The organism is Kocuria oxytropis (genome assembly GCF_040981195.1).
Lineage (GTDB): Bacteria > Actinomycetota > Actinomycetes > Actinomycetales > Micrococcaceae > Kocuria > Kocuria oxytropis.
Map to the genome: position 1 here is coordinate 1 of NZ_JAVFXA010000025.1, position 26,937 is coordinate 26,937.

Consider the following 26,937-nt stretch of genomic DNA (forward strand, 5'->3'; position numbering starts at 1 on the left):
GTGGAGTACCTGGTCAATGGGGTCGTGAAGCCGGCCGGCACCTACCCCGGCACCGGCAGCATCACCGTCACCTACCGCGCCCAGCCCGGCTATGTGGTGCCCGATGGCTACATCCTGCGCTGGGGGCACACCTTCAGTGACTACGTCCCGCCCACCACGGTTCGCCCGGCCGCGGCGACGTTCGTCGATGAGGACGGCACCACCAAGGACACCTACACCATCCCGGCCACCGAGGGTGTGGAGTACCTGGTCAATGGGGTCGTGAAGCCGGCCGGCACCTACCCCGGCACCGGCAGCATCACCGTCACGGCTCATGCAAAGGCGGACTACGTTCTGGCAGATGGTGCGGACACCAGTTGGAGCAACACCTTCGCGGCCACCATGGCTGTCACTCCGGCGGCCCCGGTGATCACCGACAAGCCCAGCACCTACACCATTCCTGTCACCACAGGGGTTCAGTACTACGTCAACGGCGCAGCTACCGCCCCTGGAACCTATAAGGCCAAGGGCACTGGCACCGTAGAGATCACCGCCCGCGCCCAGGACGGGTACGTCTTCAGCGAGGACGCCACCACCTCGTGGAAACAGGCTTTCAAGAAGTCTCCTACTCATGTGACCCCGGGCGCGGTGGTCTTCTCTGATGAGAAGGGCACTGCCGCCGACACTTACACGATCCCGGACACCGAAGGCGTGGACTACCTGGTCAACGGCACGATCACGGCCCCTGGCACCTACCCCGGCACCGGCACCGTGAAAATCAAGACCAAGGCCCAGACCGGCTACGTCGTGAACGGCCCCGGCACCTGGAAAACCACCTTCAAACGCTGACCATCAGCACAAGTCGGGCCCAGACACAGCAACGCCCCTCATCAGCACCTCTGCTGATGAGGGGCGTTGTACTGCCGGGGCTGCCCCCAGAACCTGCCGTCGCCTCGACTGACTCCGCGTTCAGTCCTCGTCATGTGCGAGCTCGGCACCGCCTGCACCCCTCGACCCACCACCCTGACCAACGGAGCAACACACTTCATCTGTCTCGCAACACGGCTGTGTCATAACCCATGGCTTATGAAGCGGACGCCAAAGAATCGGAGACTTATGGTGCGCGTAGCGGCTCTGGGGGAGAACTCTTTCAATCCGACTGCTGTGTCGGGTTGTCCCTGGTGGCCGCTTCGTTCTCCTCGATGACCTCAAGGATCGCTTGGAGCCCTTCGGGGTCGATCTGGCCGAGGGCTCGGGCGGCGAAGTTGCGGACTTCGGCTCGTCGGAGGGCGCGGACGGTCTGGAGTTCTTGCTCGACCTGCTGAGGGAGCGGACCGTCCTCCTGCACGAGGTATCTCGGGTCCACGCCGAACACTTCCCCCAGCGCCCGGAGCAGTTTCTCGTCGGGGCGCACCCGGGTGTCTGCCGTCTTGAGGTAGTGCCATCTCGTGCGCGAAATGGCGACACCGCGTTCTTTGAGGCCTTGCTGGATCGTGGTGAAGTCGTAGGGCTGGCCGGCTTCGGTGCGCAGGGTATCCAACAGCAGGTTGATCTTGTCGGCCAAGATCTGGGCTGAGCGTTCCCGGTTGGCGTCCCCCACGTGGTTTCTCCTCATGTCACGATCCAGGCGTAGATGCTGCCCAGGAAGGCCAGCCCGTAGATGAAGCCTGAGATCACCTGCGGCCCGGTGTGGTCCTGGAGCCGGATGCGGCTCCAGCACACCGCCAGGCCCACCGGAACGAATAGCAGCCCGACAGCACCCCAGGATGTTGTCAGGGCAACAATAGTTCCGCCCATCATCATGCCGTGCCCGGAGATCTTCCACCACGGACTCACCACAGCGATCACCAGCCCGGCCAGGAACGTGGCCACGAGCAGCGCCACGATTTCGATTGGCCCCTGCAGCAGGATCGCCGCCGTGAGGTAGCTGAGGACCAGCACCAGTACTCCGGCCATCACCGGGCGGCGGTGCTCCTTCACGCTCACGTGGTGGTCGGTGAGGACCCCTCGGCGCACCAGCATGAGGACCACGGCCAGCGGAATGCCGCACACAATGAGGGCCGCGCTGATTCCCCACCACAGCGAGGCCGCAGTTGGGTTCGCCCCCCAGGGCAGCGCGATGAGCAGCGCCGCCAGCAGCACCGGAGGCTGGAAGGCTTCCGTGGCGGTTCGCTCCCAGTGGGGGACGACGATCGAGGTGCTCATGATGTGAGTTCAAATCTCCTCTCGGCGGCCTGCAGGGCACACCGTTGCTTTTCCGACAGGCCCGCGTTCTCTGCCCGCAGGGCGTCTTCGACGGCGATGACGGCACTGTAGAGAACCTTCTGGGGATCAGCCGACAGGGCGCTGCGCCAGCCCGGAGGGCGCCCACCAGGGCTCCACCGGTCCGCGCCGAGTTGGGCCCACATCGGGGCGATCCTCAGGATGTCCATGCGCAGACCCATCTTCAGGCGCCGGCCTTGGGCGTAGAGACCCAGCCACGCCACGGCCAAGCACACCAGCACGGCCCCGGGCAGGAAGACCGGCCCGAACGAGGCACGCAGGGCCACAGCTACAGCATCCCACGTGCCTGAATACCCGAGGACTGCGTAGCCGGCCTCGAGCGTGCAGCCGAGCACGAGCAGAGAACCTCCCACACCCAGGCCGAGCAGGGCCGGTCGCAGCAGGCGGTCGTGCGCCAGCTGGCGCAGGGTGAGTTCCCGGAAGGCGACACGGGCGACATCGGCGGCGTTCCACGCTCCCATCACCATGATGAGCAGTGTGTAGACCAGTGTGCCGTCCTGGGCAAGATGGTCCGGAATGAACGCTCCCGAGGTGGGGCCCCGGTCGATCGAGAAGAACGCTACCGTCAGCCCGAGCAGCAAGGCGCTACCTATGGCGGTCTCCCGCAATGTCCGCGACCGGCTCCAGTCCCTGCGCTGCAGGGACTGGACGAGGGCCGCCCGTAGGCACCATACGGCGCTGAGTGCGAGCAAGTTGCGCACCAGATGGAAGATGTTCTCCCCGCCCAGCCACGCATCCACGGTCCGTTCGGGAACCATGACCCCGTTGGCCGAGAAGGCCAGCGCTGCCAACGCCGTGCCCACCCAGACGAAGTCCACTCGGCGTCGCCGCGCCACTCGTGGCAGACGAACGACCACTGCCACGGCGGCGAAGATGCACGCCACGGCCTTGAGCAGACTCAACACCGCTCCGAGGCTCATCAGAAGGCCTCGAGCAGAGGATCCACCTGCTGGGTCAGTCTGGCGGCCAACCGCGTGGCGGCGTTCTCTGCCGCGATCTCCTGGGCCGTCCAGGTCGAGGAACGCCCGAGAAGGGTCTTGATCCGCCGGGAGCCCCCGATGTGGGCGAAGGCGTTTCCCAGCGTCAGCTCGCAGCCACCGTGCATGAGGAGGATGTGTCCGTACTCGTGCAGGATCACGTGCCGGCGCAGCAGCTCGCTCTCCCCGGCAGCATGGAAAATCCAGGACCGCTCAGCCTTCTCCAACCACAGGCCCGTGACGTCATGGCCCAATCCCGCCGGGGCGGGCTTGATGTGGATGGGCTTGCCGTGCCGACGCTGCACCTCCAGATGAAGACCCTCCCAGGTGAGATGGTCCGGCAACTCAGCCAGCACATCGGAGTCGGAACGGGAAACAGTTCCCCCTAGCCAAGACATGCTCTCCAGGCTACCTGGAACTTGAACATGTTTATGTTGAACATGTTCAAAAGAATGTATGGTGGATGCGATACATCCAGACGGGAGCCTTCGGCGCGTCTTTACCACCTCAGGTTTCAGAATCAAGGGGGCCAGGAAATCGTGGAGACACACCCCACACCGCTACCGGTTGCGGTTGCGGTGTGCAACGATGGCTTCATGACCGAGTACCAGCAACCGAAGCTGCAAGGACACAAAGTGGCATTGTCCACGCGTGTGTCTCCTGAGCAGCATCGCGCGGCCGTCGAAGCGTCTCATCGAACGGGACTCAGCATGGCCGAGTACATCGGTGCCTTGATCGACCGCGATGCGGGACGACCCAACAAGCTCGACAACAGGGAGGAGCCGCGCCTACCGCTGGCTAACTCTGCTTAAACGACTGACGGCCCGCCTTGGCAGGGCGGGCCGTCGAAGTCATCCGGCTGTCGCAAGTTTGGCGACCTAGACAGCCGTTTCAACAGCTAACTGAATCGGAACCTGTCATGAACCCAATACCAGGGGACTGTTGTGTCCCCTAGTGTACCTGAGGCGCGTCCGCAAATGGACCCCTCATCACTCAACCGCGCCGATTTTCGGTCACACTCCTCCCCCGACGCTGCCCTCGAGGCCTCCGGAGAGCTCCCGTCGCGTCGTCGGCGGGTGCGGGTGGCCTATGAACGCTCCAAGGCCGTGGTGCTGCGCGCCGTGCCCAAGGGCTGCCGTCTGGCCCGGCACGTGGTCGTCTGGAAGCGTGCCGTCCTGGAGCACCCGGCCCTGGAATTGATGCGCGCCGATGGCCGGGCCAACATGGCCGCCTTGGTCGAGGTCATCGCCGTCCAGCAGGACCCGGCCTCACGGACCTGGCGCACCACCTGGGCCTGGGTCGCCGAACGCCTCGGGGTGCACGAGGACAGCATCGGGCGGATGATCCGCCGGCTCAAGGACTGGGGCCTGCTCGCCGTCGTCGCCACGGGCCGCTCCGCCCGCTACACCCCGCGGGCCACCGGCAAGAAGCACGGTGAGGCGCCCGTCTACGCCCTCACCGTCCCCGCACCTCCTACGCCCACGCCTACGCCGGCCGAGAAGACGGAAGAGGAGGCAGCAGAGGTTGTGGATATAAATGTCGGCCCGGTCCCCCTAGAGGGGGTATGTTCTCCCCCGCACGCGCGCGAAAACCTTTCCCCAAAGGACGCGGCTACGCCGCGACCCTCTGCCAAAGCCGCCGCGCAGCGACGGGAGGTCCAAGCCGCCCTTGCCCAGCGGACAGCTCCGCTGTGGCCAGCTCATGCAACGGTTCAGCCTTCGAGGGTGGGGGCGACCCGGTCGGATTGGAAGCAGGCTTATCGTTGGGCGGGGTTGGAGATGCAACACCACGCGCTGGTGCTACGGCGGATCACCACCGCCTACGTCGTCTCGGTCGCCAAGCCCTATTTCGAGGCCGGCTGGACGGTGGCCGATGTGCTGCACGCCCTGGACTGGACCCCGGCCGGGGCGCGCTACACCCACGATGCGGTCACCGGGATCACCCACCCCGGGGCCTGGTTCGCCGCCCGGCTGCGCGCCTGGACCTACCAGGACGGCACCCCGCACCGCTCCCCCGACCAGCGCGCGACGGCCGAAGCCGAGCAGCGGAGGGCCGAGGCCGTCGCGGCCGCTGAACGTCACGCGGCTCGCCAGGCGGCGAAGGCTTCAGCGGCTGATGTGACCGTTAGGTCGGGGGCGTCGGTGGTGCGTCGCCCGGTGAAGGAGCGGTTCGCGGCCGCTTATGCGGCTGGCCTGGCCGAAGCTGCCCGGCGCGCTGGAACCACGGGATGAGAGGGGTCCTGCTCAACGGTTCTCGCCGGCGAGGCGGGTGTCAGCATCGGGGTGTCAGTGGCGTGGGTGGGGTGCGCGGCGGGGAACGTCACGGCTTCGGGAACCGGGGTGGTAGCAGCGATGGTTTGGGCGGTGGTGATGAAGGCTCGTGCGGTGGGGCTGATGGTGTCCTCTCGCCAGGCGATGCTCACGGTCGAGGGCGGCAGATCCTCGACCGGGACGAAGGCCAAGCCGGGCCAGTTGTAGAAGCGTTGGGTGGAGGACTGGGTGAAGGCGATGCCCTGGTGGCTGAGAATGGCTTCGAAGCACTCGTCGACGGTTTTCACATCGGCGCCGATGCGGGCTGGTTGCCCGCCCCGGGCTTCGATGGCCAGCCAGAAGTCCCGCCAGATCTCAGGGGCGTGGCGGGCCACGAAGGGGTCGTCCAGCAGCTCTTCGACGAAGACCGTCTTCCGGGAGGCGAATCGGTAGGTATCCGGCATGGCCAGGATTCTCGGTTCGGTGAACAGCGGTTCGGCCCGGAGCCCTTCGCATTCCGGCATCGGCGGGCGGATGAAAGCAACATCGGCGCTGCCATCGGCCAGCCCGGCGGTGGGATCGGCGAAGGGGTAGGAACGCATCTGCAGGTGGACCTCAGGATGCTGTTGACGGTAAGCGGCCAGGACCTTCGGGGTCAGTTCAGCCGCCGCGTTGGCTTGGAAGCCCACCACCAGCCTCTGGCCCATGCCCTGGGCTGTGCGCCGGGTGGCCTCCGCGGCGACGTCGGCGGCGGCCAGCAGAGCTCGGGCATGGTCCAGGAGCACCTCTCCGGCCGGGGTGAGACTCACCCCGCGAGGAGAGCGGACGAGCAAGGGAGCACCCACGGAACGTTCCAGATTGCGGACCTGCACACTCAACGACGGTTGGGCGATGTGCAGCCGGGTGGCCGCGTGCCCGAAGTGCAGCTCCTCGGCAACAGCGACGAAGTACCGCAGGACACGCAACTCAAATGGTGGGAGCATCCTTCCACGGTAGAGAGCGGCCCGGCCGGAGCCAATAGGTATGGCCTATTGCGGGATAGCAGACCGGTCATGGCCATGTGATCGGGGCCACGGTGCAATGGGGGTGGTAAATCGCCACGGCAACCCCGAAAGCACCGGGAAGGACCACGACATGACTGCCACCACCGAGACCACCTCCGTCCAGCAATGGGCCGAGGTCTTCAGGACTGCCAATGACCAGGATCCGGAGATCCAGGCGCACGGGAAGTACTTCACGTGTTCCTATCTGTTGGACATGGAAGACCACACCGTCGTGGTGCGGATGAACGCCGGTGAGGTCGCTGAGATCAGCATCGATCCTGGCCCCCTGGGTGCCCCGTACCAGTTCGCCATCCGTGCCAGTGCCGCCACCTGGCGGGAGTTCGGGGTGGAGATGCCGGCGCCGATGTTCCACGGCATCTGGTCGGCGTCCTTCCAGCGCGACATGCGCCTGGAAGGGGATGTGCTGGTGCTGATGCAGAACCTGCGCTGCCTCACCCGCCAGATCGAACTGCTGCGCACTGTCGGCGTCCCCGTCTGACTCCTCTGCACCGCCTGGAAAAGGAGAACTCTCATGGCTCGCATCTCACCTGTCACCGGCCACTACGTCACCGTCGAGGTCGACGGCTTGGAGTACAAGGTCTTCTACCTCGAGAACGGCACCGGCCAGCCGCTGATCTGCCAGCACACCGCCGGCTGCCACAACCACCAGTGGCGGGATCTGCTCGAGGACGAGGAGATCACGACCAACTACCGGGTCATCGCCTATGACCTGCCCCGGCACGGCAAGTCCGACCCGCCGGAGAACACGGCATGGTGGACCGAGGAGTACAAGCTCACCGCCGATCACTACGCCAACTTCATTCTCGCGCTGTGCGATGCCCTGGAGTTGGAGAACCCGATCTTCATGGGTTCCTCCTTCGGCGGTAACATCGCCCTGCAGCTGGCCTACCGGCGCCCGGACCGCTTCGCCGCGGTCATCCCCGTGGAGGGGGCGGACTACTCCCCGGGCTTCTACCTGGACTGGTGGCAGCACCCGCACGCCAACGCCGCCCAGGTCTGCGCCAGCGGGACGTGGGATCTGATGGCTCCGCAGTCCCCGGACGCCGATCGGTGGAAGACCTGGTTCTACTACACCCAGGGCTCGGAGGCCTTCAAGGGGGATTTGCACTTCTACTCCGTGGACCACGATCTGCGCGGCAAGCTCGGAGACATTGACACCGATCAGTGCGCGGTGGTGATGCTCACCGGCGAGTACGACTACCTCACCACCCCCGAGGACGGGGCGCGCACGGCCTCACAGATCCGCAATGCGGACTTCATCGAGATGAAGGAGATCGGCCACTTCCCGATGAGCGAGAACTACCCCGTCTTCGCCGGCTACCTCAAGCAGGCCCTGGAAGCGATCAAGACCAAGAAGGGGGCCTCCGTCAGCTCCTGAGCCTGGCCCTACCGCGGCCACCGACAGACGAAGCCACCCTTCACATGTCGGAACGCCAACACCCACCAGGGGTAAACCAACCCAAGGACCCGTCCCGCTCCCATCGAGGACGGGTCCTTGGCATGTCCGGGCCACCGGCCAGAATCCGGAGCATCAACACGAGTCAACCGTAGATATATACGTCTGTAGCGAGTATGAGCGTTAAAATATCGAATATGTGTTCTATTCTGGCGATATGAGACCCCCCGTGCCGCTGACCATTGACGACCCGGTGCTGGTGAACGCGGTCCTGGTCCGTGTCCCGGCCGGCTTCCCCTCCCCCGCCCAGGACAGCTTCGACGACGGGCGGATCGACCTCAACGAGGTCCTGATCCGCGATGTCACCTCCACCTACCTCTTCCGCGTCACCGGAGACTCCATGGAAGGCATCGGGATCTACCACGGCGACGAGGTCCTCGTGGACCGGTCACTGACCCCGCGGGACGGCAATGTGGTGATCGCGGTGCTGGACGGGGACTTCACCATCAAAACCCTCCACGTCTACCCCGACCGGGTGGTGCTGCACCCGGAGAACCCGGCCTACCCCGACGTCGAGGTTCCGTCCCTGTCGGAACTGGTGGTCTGGGGTGTGGTGGTTTACGGGATCCGCCACGTCCACTAACCGAGCGGGTGGTGGTGTGTGGTGATTGCCCTGGTGGACGTGAACAACTTCTACGCCTCCTGCGAGGCACTGTTTGAACCTTCCCTGACCGGCAAACCGGTGGTGGTGCTGTCCAACAACGACGGCTGCGTGGTCGCCCGCTCCCCCGAAGCCAAGAACCTGGGGATCCGGATGGGTGACCCCTGGTTCCAGCTGCGGGCTGATGCCGTCCGGTGGGGGCTGATCAAACGTTCCTCCAACTACCAGCTGTACGCGGATCTGTCTGAGCGGGTGATGCTGCTGCTGGCCCGCCATGCCCGTGGCCAGGAGGTGTACTCGATTGATGAGTGCTTCCTCATTCCCCCGGACGGCACACCGGCCGAGCAAGCACGGTGGGCGCGCCGGCTGAAAGCCACCGTGGCCCGCAACGTCGGTCTGCCGGTGAGCATCGGCATCGCGAGCACGAAAACGCGAGCCAAGATCGCGACCGAGGCTGCGAAGAAGCTGCCCGCCGCGCACGGGGTCGTGCACTGGGATCAGGCCCCTCAGGGGTACTGGGACCGGCTGATGGTCCAGCTGCCGGTGACCGAGGTCTGGGGCATCGCGGGACGGTTGGCTAAGCGCCTGGAAGCGATGGGGATCGAGACGGTGGCGCAGCTGCGCGATGCGGACCCGGTGGCGATCCGGCAGTCGTTCTCCGTGGTGCAGATGCGCATCGTGTTAGAGCTCAACGGGCACCCCGCCATCCCCGTTGAAGACATCGCCGCTACCAAGCAGCAGATCCTGGTCTCCCGGTCGTTCCCGGACCCGATATGGGATCCGGAGATTGTCGGGGCGGCCGTGGCCGAGTTCGCCCAACGCGCCTCGCGCCGGCTGCGCAAAGAAGACGAGGTGGCCGGGCGCCTCACGGTGTTTGCCTCTACTTCCCCGCACCGGCCCGGGCCCACCCACAACGTCTCGGCCAACGTGCGCCTGGCTGTGCCCACCAACGAACCCGGACCCCTGGTCGCGGCAGCCCGGGCCGCCCTGGTGCCCAAGCTGATGCACGGCATGTCCTACATGCGCGCCGGCATCCTGTGCCTGGACCTCGCCCCCGACGGGGCCGTGCCGGTCCTGCCCGGAGTCCTCGAACAACCCGCACCCCTCGGGGAGCTCATCGACGCGGTGAACCGCCGCTTCGGCACCGGCACCCTCGCTCTCGGTGGGTTTGGCGCCCACTCCCCCACCCCCTGGGCCAACCGCCAAACCGACCTCTCCCCCAGGTACACCACCGACTGGAACGAACTACGCACCGTCAGCTGACCGATAACTCACCACCCGGGGGTGCTTCAGGAAATGGCAGCTGTCACACATCTTCTTGGCACTGGCGGGACGGCGAATCACTTTAGGGGGTCACTGCCAGGAATAAGTACCACATCAGTGCCGCATGAGTGTGGTACTAGTATGGTACTGGTGTGGTGTGATTTCAGTATGTTCGACCCTCTGGAGCTGGCCACTCCCCCCTTTATTCGCACTGACCACTACCCCAGTGGACTTCCTCGGATGGTGTAGTGGTAGCGCAATTGCTAGGAGATGATTCGCTACCCCACGGCGATGACCGGACATGGGGGTGCCGTACCGACCACTGTCGATACGGCACCATGTTGGTACTTGTTTAGTACCAACACCACATCAGTGTGGTATGAGTAATGACTACTTAAGGGGCACGTTCTGACCGTATCGCTCCTCGAGCACTGGCCATACGAGCTCTTCAATCAACTTTTGCTGAGAGGTGTCCTCAGCTTCAGCGGCATAGTTAAGCAAGGCGTGCTGGGTGTTGTTGAATCGGAAGTTGTACCCCTTCACCTTGGCTCCGATTCGTGCCCGCCGCTTCCACGGCTTCAGGGGTGGCCCCTGTTCGGGGGCCCCGGATCCAGAGCCTTCAGCTGCCGCTGCAAACCGCTCGATCTCTTCCTCGCGATTGGTGGCAACCGGGCCACGTTTCCTCACCATGAGAAGACCTCCTGGGTCAGCAGTTGGATCTCGGCCTTGGCTTTGGCATCGCGCATCTCTACGACTCCCTTGCCGTCGGCCAGGCAGTCGGCGAAAGCCTTGCGCTGATGCAGCACGGTTTCAGCAAGTCGCACCCGGGGGAAGTCCTCGAGGTACGACTGCGCTTCTTCTCGCTCCTTGGTAAATACGTTCGAGGAGACAAAATTCAGAACCAGCATCGACTTGAGGTCCTCGTTGAAGTCTTGGGCTCCTTCGACCGTCTCCAGAAGGCCGGCCACAGCGTCGAGGTCAGCTTGGGTGGCGCGCGTAGGGCTGATCAGCATGTCCGCGGCGGTGAGCGCTGTGCGCATCTCCTTGGAGTCCTTGCCCGGGACGTCGACCAAGATGTGATCGAACTTAGGTCGAAACTCTTCCAGGAACTTATGTAGTGATCCCGACTTCTGTACGGACTGTATCGAGGGGAGTCCGGCTTCTTCTCGGTCAGTGGTGAAGTTCGAGGTCGTGCGGATGGTGGGGTCAGCGTCGACCAACAGTACGTCTTTTCCCTGCCGTTGCAGCTCAACGGCCATGTTGACGGTGAGCGTCGACTTGCCCGTTCCGCCCTTCTGATGTCCAAAGACAATGATCATGGCACCACAGTAACACCATTATAATGCTACTCAAGTACCAAACTAGTACCACACCAATATTGTATTAGTCTGGTACCAGAATTGTGTGATTGGGGAAGTCTGTCCTATGTCTGCGGGGGGAGCTCGTTGTGCCCAGCGGGTGGCACCCCAAACTCCGGGTGCTTACCTCGGCCCGCAACGTCTCCAACCGCGAGGCCGACCGGGCCGATCATGCGGAGTTGCGGCTGAAGATCTCCCTGACCGGCCTTCAAGCGGATGTGGTGGTCATTGACTGCCCGAACCGGCAGGGTGGGCCGTTGACGTTGTCGGCGTTGAACGCTGCGGACACCGTGGTCTACGCCGCCACCGCCACCAGCGATGGCATCGACGGGGTGGACGGGGCGAGGCGCACGGTCGCCCAGTTCCGCCGGCACCGCCAGCAGCTCGGCGCCCCGGACACCCTGACCGAGGCCGGCATCGTGGTCGGCGGGGTCAAGGAGACGATCATGAGTCGGGCGGCGGTGGCCAGCCTCGAGGAGCTGCGCGCCACCGGGTTGTTCTTGGAGCCGTTGATCCCGGACCGGGCCATCGTCCAAGAGGTACGGATCTGAAGGGGAGTGGTACGGCCAATACCGCAAGGGCTCCCGCGTGCTGGATGCCTACACGGCGATCGCGAAGAAGGTGCTGCGATGACCGAGCAGCCCGAGCGTCCCGCATCACTCCAGCGTCGCCGGCCCCGTCCGGCCCCGGATGAGCACATCGACCCGGTCGACTACACATCTCCACGCGTTATCTCGCCCCAGCCCGCGACACCGGTGGTGGCGACCCCGCCGGTGCAAGCGGCACCGGCGGGGGAACCCACGGTCGCTGCGCCCAAGCGCGGCCGCGGCCGGCCGCGCCGGGAACCCACGATCCAACTCGGGGTGCGGGTGGCCCAGGACGTCTCCGATCTGATCGAAGAGCTCACCGAGCACGACGGCACCGCCCGCGCGGTGATCGAGAACGCCGTGCGCGCCTACGCCCAACAGCTCAACCGATAGCACCGGCCCTCGATAGGGGAGGGGTGCGGCCTCGGGCGGCTTTCCCATGGTCGGCGAGGAAGGAACCCGGCTCACCGTCGCTGGTGGGCCGGGTTCTCTTCTTCTGGGGACAGGCGGCGGGATGGGGCGGGTGGTTCCGTGGGTCTTCGATCGACCCGGGTGCCCGCGACCCCTTCCGAAAGGAGCCAGGGCCAACCCCCAGCGAGGTCTGTTCCCGGGCGCCAAAGGGACGACCAGCGCTGTCCAGACTGGGCGCGGGGCGTCCCGGCGGCACCGTGGCCGGACACGGATCCTCAGCCCGTCACCGGCTGCTCACCGTGCGGAGAGGCCATCGTGAGGGCCCCCGTGCTCGAGCCCTGCCCCGAGACGTTCCCCGGTGATGCCGCGGCCGTGGCCGCCGGCATCAGACCCTGCCGTCGCGGAGCACCCGGACAGGCCCGAGGGCGTGTCCGGGCGGGGGAGTGGGGGTCTACTGGGCGGCGTAGTAGGCGTCCTTGACGGACTGGTGGATGCGGCCGCGGTCGGAGACCTCGTAGCCGTTCTCCTTCGCCCAGGCCCGGATCTTCGCCGTCTCCGGGTTACCACCGGAAGAGGAACGTGTCCCGGTGGTCCGGGTGGGCTTGGACTGGGCCCGCCGGCCAGCGGCAGCGAAGGGGCGCAGGACCTCCCGCAGCTTCTCCGCGTTAGCGGTGGACAGGTCAATCTCGTACTGCCGGCCGTCCAGACCGAACTGGACGGTCTCCTCAGCAGGACCACCCTCGAGGTCGTCCTCCAGAATGATCTGCACGCTCTGAGCCATCACAACACCTTTTCCTTGATCTCGTTCTGTCTTCCGCCGGAATGCGCTCACTGTCTGGAACGCCAGCATCGGTTCACTTTCCCATAAGGTATTGGGGTAAGTCGAAGTGCCACCGATGGGGATGAGCGTTTTCACGCACCGACTCACTCTACCGACAAAGGGCCATGGTTATTCAATTGCCTTTGGAAGCGGCGGGCGCGCTCACATAGACATCACTTACAGATATACCGATGGCCCGACGCATGCGTCGGGCCATCGGTATAGACGGACACGCCGGGCAGTGGGCGTTCCCTGCTATTGGGAACGAGCGGCGGCCTCGGTAGGGATTGGAAGTTCGATCGAGTTTGAAATCGCCATAGACGAGTCGACCTTGCCGAGTCATCCAGCTGGTTGTCACCGCTTCCCAGTGGCTTTTTCCTCCCAGAAGTCCAGTAGGCGTGAATTGGAGACCCTGGAGGGGGTCCTGTAGCGCTTGTTCTTGCCGGCGAGTACCTCACGGGCGAGCTGGTGGAGTTCCAGGGCAGAGCTGCCACGCCAGTTCAATTTCAGGGCTCCGGCTAGCAGCTCGTCCGCGGTGAAGGCATAGCCATGCTTTCGGAGTTGTTGCAGTCCGTCCAGGACAAGGTCGAAGTCGCTGGGGTGCCCCAGTCCCGTGCTGCTGTTGATGCTGCCGGTGAAGTCCATCAGGGCCTCCCAGACGACGGGTTCGCGGACAGTGGGGTTGGCGGGAGGGATAACGTCTCCGCCCAGGTGTTCCGGGTGGTAAGCGTCCACCCAGGGCTGGAGCCACTCATTGTTGGTGGAGATCGCCACGATGGCGGAGGCGCCACGGAGGTCCTCGGCCGCAACCAGGGACTCCCTGTTGGGGCAGTACACAATCAACGGCCCTCTGGGGCTTTGATTGCTGCTGGTGTGCCGGTCAGCGCTGATGCGCACGCCGCGTTTCTCCAGCTCCTGGAGCACGGGGACGTCCCGGATGTAACCGCGCTGCGGAACCCGCAATCCAATCGATTCCCAAGCTGGGGTCTCACTGTGGTCGAAGGCCCACTTCAGGGCCGGACGAACCGCATCCTCGGGCAGGACGGGCAGAGCGACGTACGCGCGGGGGACATCACGCTGAGGCTCGAACATCACCATGGGTCAAGGCCTACTTTCTCGGCTCGAAGCGCAGCACAACAGTCATGACCGGCTTCAGCCCTTCGGCGGATGCGGGTCATTGCCGTAGGAGTTCTTCTCACCGATACGACCGTCCTTGTTCTTGATGACGTGCTCAGCACCCCGGGCCACGGCCATCTGCCGCCCGGTTCGCTGGGCCTGCGCCTTCGTGGCCGACACATTGCTGGCGCGGCTGTTCCCTTCGACCTTGTTCTTCCACACGCCGTCCTCGTTGTACGTCGTGACGCTGGGCTTACGAGCCATGCCATTCCCCTTTCGAGTATCAGTAACGGAGTGCTATCCCTATGTAATCGAATGTACTCAGGGGGTCCGACGACCTAATGAGCTCTGTGATGTCACCACTGATTGAACGTCGGCGCAGGGGGTGATTCCGTCGCCCTCCTTTTCCTGCAAAGGGCGGGGGTGCGGGTGCTTCCAGGGGGCGCGTGCGAAGCAGGAGGGGCCCAGAACAGCGCTGCAGATCAAACAGAACACCCCGATGGACAGCAGCCAGCTGAACCAGGGTGGCCCTTCCGTCACTCCTCGGGTGCTGAAGCCCTGGGCGAAGCCGATGAACACGCTCAGGCACCACAGGCCAACCCCGAGCGAGAGCAACACGGCCACGCCTTGCCATCCGACCTGATCGACCGTTTGCCGGCCGGCGAAACCGTCCACGCTTCTCGCCACCAGAGACTGCCCGTCGAGATATGCCTGGGCAATCCGGCGCCGCTCCTGGATCGAATTGGACCACCGCATGATGCCGTAGCAGACAAGCAACACCATCCCGAGCCCTGCGGCGGTGACACCGCGATTCTCTGCGGTGAGTGATTCCCGGACCGGCGAGTCGGTCGGAATGGTCCCGAGGTAGGACGCCGTTGTTGCCGCCCAGCCGAGGCCGAGGAGGATGACCAAGGCCGCGAGCAACAGCTGCCGGCCGGGGACGGCGTGCAGCGCCAACAGCTTCGCGGTGGTCTCACGCTGGAGACTTTGAGCTACCGATCGATCGAAGGTGGGCGACTTGGACTCCGCTTCCTCCCGCCAGTAGGCGGCCTGGTGCCGTAGCCGCGCGGCCAGAGTGAGCTGACCCAAGGCCATGGGAATACCTGCGGCCGAGGCGGCAGCAGCAAGCAACGGCGCGATGAGGTCAATCAAAGGATTCACGAACGTGATTATGTCCCTGTTTCAAAAACCTCGGATCAACTGGCCCGTGCTTTGGCCGGATGGGGTGCCTCGGCCATGACCTGCCCGGGAGGCGTCAGCAGACCGCTGAACATGCCCCGTACACGGTGTTCCGTCGATACGGGCATGGGTGGCATCGTGGTCCCGCGTCGGGCCATAACCTCTTTTTGTCTTCATCGTCATGCCTAGGGTGGCGGGATGGCTGCCTATTTGGAGAAGTCGCCGAACGCGGCTCCGCTTGTCAGCGCTCTTGAAATTGTGGGCCGGTGGTGCTCGTCGAATAGTGGGCCACGTGGTTGTGGTTAGTTTGTCTGCTCGGTGATGGCGACGCTAGGGAGCGTGTCAGTTCCGAGGTGTTTGAGCCGGTAGCTGGCGCCTTTGAGGGTGTGGACCTCGGCGTGGTGAACCACGCGGTCGATCATCGCGGCGGCAACGGTCTGGTCGCCGAAGACCTCGCCCCAGCGGGCGAAGGGCAGGTTGCTGGTGAGGATCAGCGAGGCGTGTTCGTAGCGGGAGGACACGAGCTGGAAGAACAGGTTCGCTGCGTCTTGTTCGAAGGGCAGGTAGCCGACCTCGTCGACGATGATCAGTCCGTAGCGTTTGAGCTTGGCCAGCTCAGCGGCCAGCCGGTCCTGGGCGTGCGCGCGGTACAGGCGATCGATCCACTGACTGGCGGTGCCGAAAAGCACCCGGTGGCCGGTGTGGCAGGCGGCGACGCCCAAAGCAATGGCCAGGTGCGTTTTTCCGGTGCCGGGCGGGCCCAACAGCACGACGTTGCGGGCTTCGGCGAGGTAGTGACCGGCCAGCAAGGGCGCCAGATCGGCCCGGCGGATGCCGGGTTGGTGATCAAAGACGAACTCCTCGACGGTCTTGGGGGCAGGGAATCCTGCGGCGCGGATCCGCAGCTTCGCCCCGGAAGCGTTGCGGGCGGCGACCTCCCGGTCCAGGACCGCGGCGAGATAGTCCTCGTGCGACCACCCGCCTGCCCGGGCTTGGTCGGCCAGCCTCGCGGCCGTCTGAGTGATCCGGGGTGCTTTCAGTGCTGCGGCCAGGTAGGCAATCTGCTTCAGCGTGTCCTCGCTCATCAGGCGACCTCCCCGTCGAGAGTGGTGTTCTCGTCGATCTCGATCTCCACGCCGAAGGCGCGGTCGTAGACCGACAGATCCCGCAGCAGCTCCTCGTCATCGGGGACTGAGCGGGGCTGCTGGAAGGCGGCCCGCAGCGTGGCCGCGGTGGCCACGTGCGCTGGGTCGGTGATGGTCATGTTCTTCGCCCACGCCCGTTGATGGGCGGCCAGGATCTGCCCGTCGGCGATGACCGTGACGGTGTCGAGGTCGGTGAGCACCTCGACCATGGCCCCGATCGCTGCCGGGTCCACGGAGTAGTCGTTGCCGGCAGTCGCGGATGTAGTAGTCCCGTCCCAGCCGGATCCGGCTCCGCCGCCCGATCGCCGGGGCGTGCGGGGGCAGCGGCAGCATCGCGGCCCGGTCAGCGCCGATCCGCTCGGCGGGGCGGGCCGCGATCGCTCGTACCCGCCGCTGGTTGGCCACCGGCAACCACTGCGCCAGCTGCGCGTTGAAGTCCACCGGTGAGGTGAAGCGCCGGCCGGGCAGGAACGAGGTCTCGAGGTACTGGTTCATCCGCTCGACGATGCCCTTGGACTCGGGGTCGAAGGGTTTCAACTGCACCACGCGGGTGCCCAGGGCCCCGGTGAACTCCGGAACCCCCTGGGCGAGCCGGTTCCGTCGTCCGATGCCGGTCTCGTTGTCCCATACCAGCCGCCGGGGCACCGCCCCCAGCTGGTCCGCCAGCAACGACCACATCCCCGCCACCAGATCCTCGCTCGTGCGCGAGGGCAGCATCCTCGCGGTGAGGAACCGGGAATACGAGGCGACGATCACCAGCACCGGCGGAGTACCGACCTGCCCGGCCCCGAGCGGGATCGACGTCGGCGGGAACCACAGATCGCACTGGGCCTGATCCCCGGGCCGATACTGAAGCCGGTCCGCGGGATCCTTCGGCAGGTACTCCGGGCGCAGCAGCGCCACGCACTTGCGGAACCACGACGCCGAGCCCGTCCACTCCACCCGCTCTGCCAGCACCGATGCCGGCATCGTGGGGAACTGGGCCAACAACGCCCGCACCCGGGGCTCGTAGGCGTCGAAGCCCGACGGTCTTGGCGGCCGGGAATACTTCGGCGGCGCCTCGGCCCGTAGCGCCCGCGACACCGTCGCCCGCGCCAGTCCCAGCCGGGACGCGATCGCCCGCGCCGAAAGGCCTTCCGCGAAGTGAAGATGACGAATCTCCGCCCAGTCCTGCACTGAAATCATCCACCCAATCTGGGGCCGGGTGGCCTAAGTTGAGTCCCTGATAGTGGTGTAGCGCGGTGGCCTCGCTCGTCGTCAGAGACGTAGACGCGGTCACCGTGTGATCCTTCGAGCGAACCTCTCACAGCACTCTCGAATGGAGTCATCACGATGACCGCACCACACATTGTCGACCCTGCCGGCCTGCTCGGTGAAGCCCTGGCCGACGCCTCTCCGGATCTGATGCGCAGCCTGCTGCAGACGGTGATCAACGCCCTGTTGTCGGCCGATGCCGAGGCGGTGGTCGGCGCCGAATGGGGTCGACCGTCCCCGTCCCGGGTGGCCCAGCGCAACGGCTACCGGCACCGCGACCTCGACACCCGCATCGGCACCATCGACGTCGCCGTTCCCAAGCTACGCACCGGCACGTACTTCCCGGAATGGCTGCTCGAGCGGCGCAAGCGGGCCGAGTCCGCCCTCATCACCGTGGTCGCCGACTGCTATCTCGCCGGGGTCTCGACCCGCCGGATGGACAAGCTGGTGAAGACCCTGGGCATCAACTCCCTGTCGAAGTCCCAGGTCTCGCGCATGGCCACCGACCTCGACGAGCACGTGGAGTCCTTCCGCCACCGGCCCCTGGACGAGGCCGGGCCCTTCACGTTCGTCGCCGCCGACGCACTGACCATGAAAGTCCGCGAGGGCGGGCGCGTGGTCAACGCCGTCGTGCTGCTGGCCACCGGGGTCAACGGCGACGGGCACCGCGAGGTCCTCGGGATGCGCGTGGCCACGGCCGAGACCGGGGCGGCCTGGAACGAGTTCTTCGCCGACCTCGTGGCCCGCGGGTTGGCCGGGGTGCGGCTGGTGACCTCTGACGCGCACCGGGGCCTGCGCGAGGCCGTCGCGGCGAACCTGCCCGGGGCAGCCTGGCAGCGGTGCCGGACCCACTACGCGGCGAACCTGATGGGCGTGACGCCGAAGTCGATGTGGCCGGCGGTGAAAGCGATGCTGCACAGCGTCTATGACCAGCCCGACGCCGCCGCGGTCGACGCCCAGTTCGACCGGTTGATCGACTACGTCGCCGAGAAGCTGCCCGCGGTGGCCGAGCATCTGGCCGATGCCCGGGAGGACCTGCTGGCGTTCACCGGCTTCCCGAAGGATGTGTGGATGCAGATCTGGTCCAACAACCCCGCCGAGCGGCTGAACAAGGAAATCCGTCGCCGCACCGACGCGGTGGGCATCTTCCCCACCCGTGAGGCCATCGTTCGCCTCGTCGGTGCCGTGCTGGCCGAACAGACCGACGAATGGGCCGAAGGCCGCCGCTATCTCGGTCTCGAGGTCCTGGCCCGCTGCCGACTCACCCTCGTCGACGACACCGGAAGCGAGGTGAACCCCGACCCCGCCCTGGCCCTCAGCGCCTAACAACCACGAAAAGGATGCACAGGCGCTACACCACTACCTGGGGCTTGACCGTGGCCTACTTTTCGAGGAGCGGAACTGGCCTCCTTTTCAAGGAGCACCGACACCGCTGCCGCGAATCACTCGGACAGGCCCGAGAGCCTGTCCGAGTGTGGGAGTGGAAGGCCTATCGAGCGGCGTAGTAGGGGTCCCAATCAGCGCGCCACTGGTCCTGTTGGAGGGCTCATCTCTGTCTGAGGCGCTCATCCCTGTCTGAGGCGATTGCCGTGTCGATGACGTCGGAATACAGAACTTCGGGCGCCAGGCGAATTCAACGGTGGGTTCCAGCAGTCTCGACACCACCAAAATGTCACGTTTTTGATACGTTGTTGCATGTAAAGCTTTTGATACAGAATAGATTGCGACTAGCAGGAACGAGCAAGCATGGCAGAGCCGACGGCGACATCTAGGAGTGCGACGACCGCACGCATCGTCTGGGACACCGCAGACAAGTTCCTGCGCAACGTCGTCGACGAGGAGGACTACGGCGACTACATCCTGCCGTTCACCGTGCTGCGGCGCTTGGAGTGCATGCTCGCCGGCTCGAAGGATGAGGTGGCAAAGTTCGTCGCCTCACTCGGGGAGTTGCCCCCGCATCTGATCGACATCGCAGTCAAGGATCGATTCAAGCTCAGCTTCTACAACGTCTCGCCACTCGACCTTGCCACGATTGCGTCCGTCGACGACAACGTCGAAAAGTCTTTGAAGAGCTACATCGACGGCTTCTCGAACAACATCGCGGACATCTGGATCTCGTTCGACTTCGCGCGCCGGGCGAAGGTACTCGCCGAGGCAAACCGCCTGCACGCCGTCGTCAAGCATTTCTCGACACTGGACCTGGCCCCGAGCAAACTCGAGAACACCGCGATGGGTGATGTCTTCGAGGACGTGATGTACCGCGCCTTCAACAAGAAGGGGAAGGCTGCAGGCAACTTTTACACCCCGCGCGATGCGATCAAGCTCATGGTCGACATCCTCATCGCCAACGACGACGACACCCTCGCCGGCGAGAGCGCGGCGCGCTCGATCTATGATCCGACCTCTGGGTCAGGCGGCATGCTACTCATCGCCCAGGATGCGTTAAAGCGGCTGAACGAAAAGATTGACGTGACGCTTTACGGCCAGGAGCTCATGCCCTCCGCGTTTGCTCTCGGCAAGGCCGACTTGCTTATCCAGGGGGGCCGGCCGGACGCCATCAAGCAGGGCAACACCCTCGTCGAGGACCTCTACGAAGGGCAAACTTTTGATTACGTGCTCTCGAACCCGCCGTTCGGGAGCGACTGGTCGGCTGATGAGAAGTCCGTCCGTCAACAGGCCGCAGTGCACGGCTCGCGCTTCAGCCATGGCCTGCCGAGCACTGCGGACGGTCAGATGCTATTCCTGGCACACTGCGCCTCGAAGCTCAGCCCGGCGACGAAGAACGGCCAGGGCGGCCGTGCCGCGGTGGTCTCCAACGCCGCGCCCCTGTTTAACAGCGATAAGGGCCCGACCGCGATCCGTCAGTGGCTCCTCGATGAAGACCTCATCGACGCGGTCGTCGCCCTGCCGCCGAGCATGTTCTACGGCACCGGCATCCCGACCTACGTCTGGATTCTTGACGCGAACAAGGACCCTGAGCGCGAGGGCAAGATTCAACTGATCGACGGATCGGGTGAGTGGACGTTGTTGCGCAGGCCCATGGGTGAAAAGCGCCGCGAGATGAAGAGGGGTAACCGGAACGCGGTGCTTGAAGCCTATAAGGCGTTCGAGCACGCAGACCCAGCGATCTCGCGCGTGATGACCCCGGCGGACTTCATGTTCCGGGATGTGCCGGTCTACAAGCAGGCGCGACTGGTAACTCGTTTCAGCGAGGAGGCCGTCGAAATTTTGCGTAGTCGCAAGGACTTCACCGACGCGCACGTGGCCATGGTCGAGTCACTAGACGGCACGCCGTGGAACGACCTGCCGAAGACCTTCCCGGAAGCTGCCAAGGAGGCTGGCTTGAAGGCTCCGATGGGTCTCGTCGACGCGGTCATGAAGGCGATGGCTGCGCCTGATGACTCTGCACCGCTGGCCGTCGACCGCAGGGGCAACCCTGTCACCGCCAGCGGCTGGAAGATCACCGAGCGCGTACCGCTCAGCGAGGATCTCACCGAACACATGGAACATGAGGTGCTGCCGTTCTCTCCCGACGCCCAGTGCGACGTGAGTAAGGCCAAGCATGGCAATGAGATTCCGTTCACACGGATTTTCTACGCGCCCAAGGAGCCTCGGCCGCTCACCGAGATCGACTCCGAAGTGCAGATGCTCATGGGTGAGCTTGCTGACATGTTCCAGGCGGTGAGCGAAAAGTGACTGCTCCTGCGGTTCACGAGTCTTTGCTCGAAAGTTCGGTCTTCCCCATGGCTCCAATTGGATCCATCGTCGTTGAGCGCAACGAGAAGGTCGGTGAGACCGATTTCCCTGCTCTTTCGGTAGGAAAGCGCGGCGTGACTCCGCAGCTTGCGGGTGTCGCCAAGACGCAAACCGAAGGCGACCGCAAGCTCGTGCGGGCTGGCGACCTGGTCATCAACTCCCGATCCGATCGGCGCGGGGCTTCAGGGCTGGCGCGCCAGGACGGAAGCGTCTCGCTCGTGTACTCGGTCATGACGCCGAAACCGGAACTTATGGTTGCTGAATACGGCCACCACCTCTTGCGCAGTACCGCGTTCCAGGACGAGTTCTTCCGCTGGGGTGCGGGAATCGTTGATGACCTGTGGTCGACGAACTTCACACGTATGTCCCGCATTCGCGTCCCGCTGCCACCGCTCGATGTTCAGCGTGACATCGCCGCCCGCCTTGACGAGGTCGACGCGATGATCAGCAAGCTCGACGAGTTGACCAAGGCTTTGAGACAGCGGGCCACTGACACCGCTGCCTTATTCGGCCTATCCGACGGATACGTGAGTCACCGCGAAGATGCACACTCGCCGCTGGCGGGGATACCGGACCACTGGCAGCGCACGAAATTCGGATATGACTTCTTCGAAAGCACCGAGCGCAACGGCGAGAACCCACAGGGGCCGCTGCTCTCGATCTCGGAGTACCGAGGCGTCGAGCTGAACACTCGAACGAACGGACAACAAGCATCCCTCGACGTGTCGAACTACCGTGTTGTCCGGCCGAACCAGCTGGCCGCAAACATGATGTGGCTGAACCACGGCGGGCTCGGAGTTTCGTCGCTCACCGGGTACATCAGCCCTGACTACAAAGCATTTTGGATCTCGCCTCGGTTCTACTCCCGATACGTCCACCATCTCTTCCGCAGCCCTCGGTATGTCGACTACTTCGGAACGATTGGCACTGGTGTCCGCCCAAACGCGCAACGTGTGACGAAGACAGCCCTCGACATGATGCCTGTGCCATTACCACCAATGGATGAGCAGAGCCGTATCGCAAACTACCTCGACGAGGTCACAGGAAATATCGATCACATGCTGGCGAAGGTTGCAAGGTTGCGAGATCTGCTCGTCGAGCGCTCCTCCACATTCCTCGTCGATGTTGTGACGGGACGGAAGGAAGTCGCATGAGCCACGCGCAGTTGATGGAACTCGAGTTCGAAGAAAACCTCTGCGCAGAACTCGCGGAGCGCGGCTGGCTGTACGAGGCCAGCGGCAAGTCGACGGGATGGGACATCGCTCTCGCGATGGTCCCGGACGACGTCCTGCAGTGGCTCAGCACGCAGTGCCCGGACGAGTACGAGAAAGCTGTGCCAAGCGACCTAATCAATGGGCAGAAGACCAACGCCGAACGTAAACTGCTCCAGCACATCACCAAGGAACTCGCCAAGTCCACGAAGATGGATCCAATCACCGGCCACCCGGTCGGCGGGCTGCTCGGCGTGCTGCGTAAGGGTTTTACGTACGCCCAAGTTGGCCGGCCTGCGGCCAAGTTTGGGCCGATGATGGCGTTCCCGCCAGCGAATCCCAATCTGACGGAGGTAGTCGAGGCCGCGGCCGGGGTGCGCCTGCGCATCCTGCGTCAGGTGCGCTTCGACACCACGACTAGCGAGACCCTCGACGTCGTACTCACTGCCAACGGCCTACCTGTCGCGACGCTAGAGCTGAAGACCGACAACACGCAGACGGTCAACCACGCGATCCGGCAGTACAAGGAGGATCGCAAGCCCGGCAAGAACCGTCCGTTACTCGCGCCTGGCCGCGCTCTGGTGCACTTCGCAGTGTCCAACGACCTCGTCTACATGACCACGAAGCTGCAGGGCGGGGACACGGTGTTCTTGCCCTTCAACCAGGGCAACGACGGCCACGAGGGAAACCCGCCGTCAGGCACCGGCTCGTCAACGAACTATCTGTGGCGCGAGATCCTCGCCCGCCCGATGTTCATGCGTATCCTCAAGGACTTCGCACTATTCGAGCCGAGCAAGTCCGGCAAGAAGGACGAGGGACGCCTGGTCTTCCCTCGGTTCCACCAATTGCGCGCCGTCGAGCGAGTCGTCGCCGACATCGAGGCGAACGGCACTGGCAAGCGCTACCTGATTTGGCACTCGGCCGGCTCGGGCAAGACGAAGACGATTGCATGGCTCAGTCACAGATTGATCCGCCACATGAACGCTGACTCGAAGTCGACCTTCGACTCCGTCATCGTCGTCACGGATCGCACCGTCCTCGACGAAAACATCCGCGACGACATGAACCTGGTGCAGTCGAGCAAGGGGCTCGTCGTGACCGTCGGCGAGAAGTCCGGCGCGAAGTCTCCGCAGCTGAATAAAGCCCTGCTCGAGGGCGACCACATCATCACCTGTACCCTGCAGACCTTCCCGGAGGTGATGAAGCTCATCGAAGACACGCAGGAGTTGCGCGGTAGGCGCTGGGCCGTGGTCGCGGATGAGGCGCACTCGTCGCAGTCGGGCTCCACCGCGCGTCAGCTTAAGGAGTTACTCGCCGACGTCGAGCTCGACGCCGACGAGGAGGACATCAGCGCCGACGATTTGCTACAGGCCAAGGACTCGGCGATCGCCGCTTCGAGCAACATCACCTTCATCGCCCTCACTGCGACTCCCAAGTCAAAAACACTGCGCCTGTTCGGCACCGAGCGCGACGGCCGTTGGGAGGCCTTCGACACTTACACGATGGCCCAAGCGATTGAAGAGGGTTTCATCCTCGACGTACTCACCAACTACTCGACCTACGACATGTTCCTCCGGGTGAAGAACACGCTCGAAGGCGACGAGTCCGAGATTCAGGTCAACACTGGCGAGGCGGTCACCAACATCGTCCGCTACGCCCGCCTCCATCCGACCGCGATCGCGCAAAAGGTCCGCGTCGTGATCGAGCACTTCCGACGGAACGTCATGCAGATGCTCGACGGCGAGGCGAAGGCCATGGTCGTGACAAGCTCTCGCATGGAGGCGCTGAGCTGGTCGAGGAAAATGGACAGCTACATCGCGGCCCAGGGCTACACCGACATGAGCACACTGGTGGCGTTCTCAGGCTCTCTCGCCGACGAGACGGGTGAGAGCGTCACCGAGGTTTCAGTAAACGAGCGCAGCGACGTCGCCAAGGCGTTCCGAGAGGAGAACATCTATCGAGTCCTCATTGTCGCGAACAAGTTTCAGACCGGCTTCGACGAGCCGCGCCTTATGGCCATGTACGTCGACAAGAAGCTCTCCGGCGTCGCCACGGTTCAGACGCTGTCGCGGCTGAACCGCATCTATCCAGGCAAGACCGCCCCGATGGTCGTCGACTTCCGCAACACGCCGGCGAGCATCGAGAAGGACTTCAAGCTCTACTACGCAGACGCGCACGTCGACGGAGACGTCGATCCCAACGCGCTCTACACGATCGGTGAACGGCTCGACACGGCGGGGCTCTACTCTCACGATGAGATGAGCGCGGTCGCTGACGCCTTCTTGAACGACGATGGCGGTGAAGCCATCGCAAAGGCCCTCTCGCCGATCAAGAACCGTTGGAACGGTCAGTGGCGACAGGCGAGGCTAGCCAAGGACAAGGCGCAGAAGGAGAGGCTGGAAGGCTTCCGCGCTGATGTGCTCAGCTACCGCAACGCCTGGCAGTTCCTCAGCCAGATCGTCGATTACCAGGACCCAGAGCTGCACCGCCGCGCGATCCTCGCGACCCTGTTGGGGCGCAATCTCCACACCGATGGCAACGATTACGACGACAGCTACCTCGAAGGTGTACAGCTCTCAGGTGTCAAACTTGTGCCGTCGGCCATTAACGAGGACCACTCGTTGAGCGAGGGCAGCAGCGAGGGCATCAAGCTCCCGGAATTTGATGGCGAGTACAAGCCGGGGGGCGCACCCCAGCGTGGTCCCCTCGATGAGGCGATCGAGCGCGTGAACGAGATGTTCCGGGCCAAGGGCGTCGATGTGAGTCCTGAGAGCGTTTCCGGCTTCCTCACGACGTTCTGGGGCTTCCTCGATGCGAACGACGAGGCCGTGGCGATGGCGAAGAACAACACCGTCGCACAGCTCAAGGCTTCCGAGGGTTTCGGCAGCGCTGTCGGGCTTGCGGTGCTGAAGACGTGCCAGGAGTCTCAGGAAATTCAGTCGTACATGACCGATCCGGCGTTCCTCGGGCAGATAGCGGACATCGCCGCGGACGCACTTCACGCCCAGCACCGAGCTGACTCGAGTTCGAAGGCCGAAAAGGCGGTATCGGAATCATGAGCGAGACCGAGCAGGTGAACTTCGGCGACACCATCCGTCAGGCCCGAAAGAAGCACGGCTGGTCGCAGGCGGAACTCGGCGAAAGATCAGGTGTCTCTCGCCCGACCATCGCCCGGGTGGAAGCAAATCACGACGTCACGACCGCGAGCATCGCCAAGATCGCTCAGGCGCTGGGGCTAACGCTGGAGTTGAAGGACCGCGCCTGATCTCAATTCGCCGGCATGATCAACGCCCCTACTCCGAACAATAGCGTCAGAGGCAATCGATGGCGATGGACGGGTCGGTACGGGCAGCGCTGGGCTCATAAGACAAGAACTGTCTGCCCATCATCGATAACGGCGCCAAGCCCTCGTCGACGTAGGGCCCGACGTCGTGCATTGCCTTTCGGCGTGCTACTTGCTCAGTGGGCGGCGTAGTAGGCGTCCTTGACGGACTGATGGATCCAGCTGCGGTCGGAGATCTCGTGGCCGTTCTCCTTGGCCCAGGCCCGGATCTTGGCGGTGTCCGGATCACTGCCTGCGGCGCGGGTGCGAGTACCGCGGGCACCGGCCCCACGGGTGATCTTGCGGCCGGCCTCCGCCGACGGGCGCAGCGCCTCCCTCAGCTTCTCGGCATTCGTGGTGGACAGATCGATCTCGTAATCCTTGCCGTCCAGGGCGAAGGTGATGGTGTCGTCGGCGGGACCGCCTTCGAGGTCGTCCTCGAGGTGCACTTCGACTTTCAGGGCCATGGGTGGTGTTTCTTTTGATACCTGGGGTGGGGAGTGGGCTCAGGGGTGGTCGAGGTCATCCTGGGTGGGCGAAGCAGAGGAAGCATCCTCAGCGAACGTCTCCGCGGAGTCCGCCGGCGCCATGGTCATGGGCTGGTTGTCGGTGATGACGGAGCCCTCTTCGGTGAGGTCAACGCAGAGTATGTCGTCCTCCACGAAGGGCATACATCGCCGCGTCTTCGTGGTGTTGATGCCGTAGTGCGCGGTGAAAGCCGTGGCAGAGACGATCGCTTGTCTGGGCCCACGCTTGGCCCCGTTGTGGACTTAACTGCTTTGCCCCTGGCTTCAAACCACGTATGGTGCACTATTTTATGTTTCAGTCCCATATTCCCGAATTAGATTTTTACAGCCGCAGCATGGCGCTGAGACTCACCATCTGAACGGACCATAAAGGTACCAT

General features: G+C 64.3%; 26 protein-coding genes and 2 pseudogenes. 14 read left to right on the top strand and 14 right to left on the bottom strand.

Annotation, left to right across the window (positions count from 1 at the left end):
• Positions 1–828: pseudogene (locus tag QYM41_RS16545) on the top strand (peptidase S8/S53 subtilisin kexin sedolisin); the annotation flags it as partial.
• A gap of 301 nt (positions 829–1,129) precedes the next feature.
• On the opposite strand, the gene QYM41_RS16550 reads toward QYM41_RS16545, so the two are convergent.
• From QYM41_RS16550 to QYM41_RS16565, 4 genes are read right to left on the bottom strand one after another with little or no spacing between them, the layout of a single operon-like run.
• On the bottom strand, positions 1,130–1,579 hold the full coding sequence (locus QYM41_RS16550) for a hypothetical protein (RefSeq protein ID WP_368800873.1): 450 nt from the start codon (positions 1,577–1,579) through the stop codon (positions 1,130–1,132).
• Positions 1,580–1,590: 11 nt separating this feature from the next.
• A complete protein-coding gene (locus QYM41_RS16555) occupies positions 1,591–2,184 on the bottom strand; it encodes a hypothetical protein (RefSeq protein WP_368800874.1) in 594 nt (197 codons plus the stop codon).
• A complete protein-coding gene (locus QYM41_RS16560; RefSeq protein WP_368800875.1) occupies positions 2,181–3,182 on the bottom strand; it encodes a hypothetical protein in 1,002 nt (333 codons plus the stop codon). The genes QYM41_RS16555 and QYM41_RS16560 overlap by 4 nt, the downstream gene beginning before the upstream one ends.
• The gene (locus QYM41_RS16565) at positions 3,182–3,595 is read right to left on the bottom strand and encodes a hypothetical protein (protein ID WP_368800876.1); all 414 of its coding nucleotides are present in this window, start codon (positions 3,593–3,595) and stop codon (positions 3,182–3,184) included. The genes QYM41_RS16560 and QYM41_RS16565 overlap by 1 nt, the downstream gene beginning before the upstream one ends.
• A 240-nt stretch (positions 3,596–3,835) precedes the next feature.
• On the opposite strand from QYM41_RS16565, the gene QYM41_RS16570 reads away from it, so the two are divergent.
• Positions 3,836–4,051, top strand: a complete 216-nt coding sequence (locus tag QYM41_RS16570) for a hypothetical protein (protein WP_075872786.1) — start codon at positions 3,836–3,838, stop codon at positions 4,049–4,051.
• Positions 4,052–4,321: 270 nt separating this feature from the next.
• Positions 4,322–5,470: a hypothetical protein gene (locus tag QYM41_RS16575; RefSeq protein WP_368800877.1), complete on the top strand. Its 1,149-nt coding sequence runs from the start codon at positions 4,322–4,324 to the stop codon at positions 5,468–5,470.
• Here the strand turns inward: QYM41_RS16575 and QYM41_RS16580 are convergent.
• Entirely contained in the window at positions 5,419–6,471 is a 1,053-nt protein-coding gene (locus tag QYM41_RS16580; RefSeq protein WP_368800878.1) for a LysR family transcriptional regulator, read from the bottom strand. The genes QYM41_RS16575 and QYM41_RS16580 overlap by 52 nt on opposite strands.
• Positions 6,472–6,622: 151 nt before the next feature.
• Between QYM41_RS16580 and QYM41_RS16585 the strand changes: the two genes are divergently transcribed.
• The 4 genes from QYM41_RS16585 (at position 6,623) to QYM41_RS16600 (ending at position 9,872) form a co-directional block, all read left to right on the top strand.
• Entirely contained in the window at positions 6,623–7,030 is a 408-nt protein-coding gene (locus QYM41_RS16585; protein WP_368800879.1) for a hypothetical protein, read from the top strand.
• Between the two features lie 33 nt (positions 7,031–7,063).
• A complete protein-coding gene (locus QYM41_RS16590) occupies positions 7,064–7,930 on the top strand; it encodes an alpha/beta fold hydrolase (RefSeq protein WP_368800880.1) in 867 nt (288 codons plus the stop codon).
• A gap of 235 nt (positions 7,931–8,165) precedes the next feature.
• Positions 8,166–8,591, top strand: a complete 426-nt coding sequence (locus tag QYM41_RS16595) for a LexA family protein (protein WP_368800882.1) — start codon at positions 8,166–8,168, stop codon at positions 8,589–8,591.
• Positions 8,592–8,609: 18 nt separating this feature from the next.
• The gene (locus QYM41_RS16600) at positions 8,610–9,872 is read left to right on the top strand and encodes a Y-family DNA polymerase (protein WP_368800883.1); all 1,263 of its coding nucleotides are present in this window, start codon (positions 8,610–8,612) and stop codon (positions 9,870–9,872) included.
• A gap of 683 nt (positions 9,873–10,555) precedes the next feature.
• On the opposite strand, the gene QYM41_RS16605 is transcribed toward QYM41_RS16600, so the two are convergent.
• Positions 10,556–11,191, bottom strand: a complete 636-nt coding sequence (locus tag QYM41_RS16605) for an AAA family ATPase (RefSeq protein WP_058874560.1) — start codon at positions 11,189–11,191, stop codon at positions 10,556–10,558.
• Between the two features lie 311 nt (positions 11,192–11,502).
• On the opposite strand from QYM41_RS16605, the gene QYM41_RS16610 reads away from it, so the two are divergent.
• Entirely contained in the window at positions 11,503–11,781 is a 279-nt protein-coding gene (locus QYM41_RS16610) for a hypothetical protein (protein WP_368800884.1), read from the top strand.
• A 78-nt stretch (positions 11,782–11,859) separates the two neighbouring features.
• The gene (locus QYM41_RS16615; RefSeq protein WP_368800885.1) at positions 11,860–12,210 is read left to right on the top strand and encodes a hypothetical protein; all 351 of its coding nucleotides are present in this window, start codon (positions 11,860–11,862) and stop codon (positions 12,208–12,210) included.
• Between the two features lie 469 nt (positions 12,211–12,679).
• On the opposite strand, the gene QYM41_RS16620 is transcribed toward QYM41_RS16615, so the two are convergent.
• The 6 genes and pseudogenes from QYM41_RS16620 to istA all read right to left on the bottom strand — a co-directional run bounded on the left by QYM41_RS16620 (position 12,680) and on the right by istA (position 17,673).
• Positions 12,680–13,009 (bottom strand): histone-like nucleoid-structuring protein Lsr2, encoded by a 330-nt coding sequence (locus QYM41_RS16620; RefSeq protein WP_368800886.1) that lies wholly within the window; start codon positions 13,007–13,009, stop codon positions 12,680–12,682.
• 393 nt (positions 13,010–13,402) lie between these two features.
• On the bottom strand, positions 13,403–14,146 hold the full coding sequence (locus QYM41_RS16625; RefSeq protein WP_368800887.1) for a DUF1889 family protein: 744 nt from the start codon (positions 14,144–14,146) through the stop codon (positions 13,403–13,405).
• 54 nt (positions 14,147–14,200) lie between these two features.
• The gene (locus QYM41_RS16630; protein WP_368800888.1) at positions 14,201–14,428 is read right to left on the bottom strand and encodes a DUF2188 domain-containing protein; all 228 of its coding nucleotides are present in this window, start codon (positions 14,426–14,428) and stop codon (positions 14,201–14,203) included.
• 57 nt (positions 14,429–14,485) lie between these two features.
• On the bottom strand, positions 14,486–15,325 hold the full coding sequence (locus QYM41_RS16635) for a hypothetical protein (RefSeq protein WP_368800889.1): 840 nt from the start codon (positions 15,323–15,325) through the stop codon (positions 14,486–14,488).
• A gap of 320 nt (positions 15,326–15,645) precedes the next feature.
• Positions 15,646–16,428: an IS21-like element helper ATPase IstB gene (gene istB / locus QYM41_RS16640; RefSeq protein WP_368800890.1), complete on the bottom strand. Its 783-nt coding sequence runs from the start codon at positions 16,426–16,428 to the stop codon at positions 15,646–15,648.
• A pseudogene (gene istA / locus QYM41_RS16645) lies at positions 16,428–17,673 on the bottom strand (IS21 family transposase). Before istA ends, istB begins: the two are co-directional and overlap by 1 nt.
• 147 nt (positions 17,674–17,820) lie before the next feature.
• Here istA and QYM41_RS16650 point away from each other — a divergent pair.
• The 5 genes from QYM41_RS16650 (at position 17,821) to QYM41_RS16670 (ending at position 25,974) form a co-directional block, all read left to right on the top strand.
• Positions 17,821–19,068 (top strand): IS256 family transposase, encoded by a 1,248-nt coding sequence (locus QYM41_RS16650; protein WP_272027980.1) that lies wholly within the window; start codon positions 17,821–17,823, stop codon positions 19,066–19,068.
• A gap of 420 nt (positions 19,069–19,488) precedes the next feature.
• Positions 19,489–21,438, top strand: coding sequence for a type I restriction-modification system subunit M (locus tag QYM41_RS16655; protein WP_368800891.1), 1,950 nt, complete (start codon positions 19,489–19,491; stop codon positions 21,436–21,438).
• On the top strand, positions 21,435–22,652 hold the full coding sequence (locus QYM41_RS16660; RefSeq protein ID WP_368800892.1) for a restriction endonuclease subunit S: 1,218 nt from the start codon (positions 21,435–21,437) through the stop codon (positions 22,650–22,652). The genes QYM41_RS16655 and QYM41_RS16660 overlap by 4 nt, the downstream gene beginning before the upstream one ends.
• Entirely contained in the window at positions 22,649–25,768 is a 3,120-nt protein-coding gene (locus QYM41_RS16665; protein WP_368800894.1) for a type I restriction endonuclease subunit R, read from the top strand. Before QYM41_RS16660 ends, QYM41_RS16665 begins: the two co-directional genes overlap by 4 nt.
• Positions 25,765–25,974 carry a helix-turn-helix domain-containing protein gene (locus QYM41_RS16670; RefSeq protein WP_368800895.1) on the top strand — a complete coding sequence of 70 codons (210 nt, stop codon included), beginning with the start codon at positions 25,765–25,767 and terminating at the stop codon, positions 25,972–25,974. Before QYM41_RS16665 ends, QYM41_RS16670 begins: the two co-directional genes overlap by 4 nt.
• 194 nt (positions 25,975–26,168) lie before the next feature.
• Here the strand turns inward: QYM41_RS16670 and QYM41_RS16675 are convergent, their stop codons facing one another.
• Positions 26,169–26,498: a histone-like nucleoid-structuring protein Lsr2 gene (locus QYM41_RS16675; protein ID WP_368800896.1), complete on the bottom strand. Its 330-nt coding sequence runs from the start codon at positions 26,496–26,498 to the stop codon at positions 26,169–26,171.
• 39 nt (positions 26,499–26,537) lie between these two features.
• Positions 26,538–26,702, bottom strand: coding sequence for a hypothetical protein (locus QYM41_RS16680; protein WP_368800897.1), 165 nt, complete (start codon positions 26,700–26,702; stop codon positions 26,538–26,540).
• Positions 26,703–26,937 lie beyond the last annotated feature (235 nt).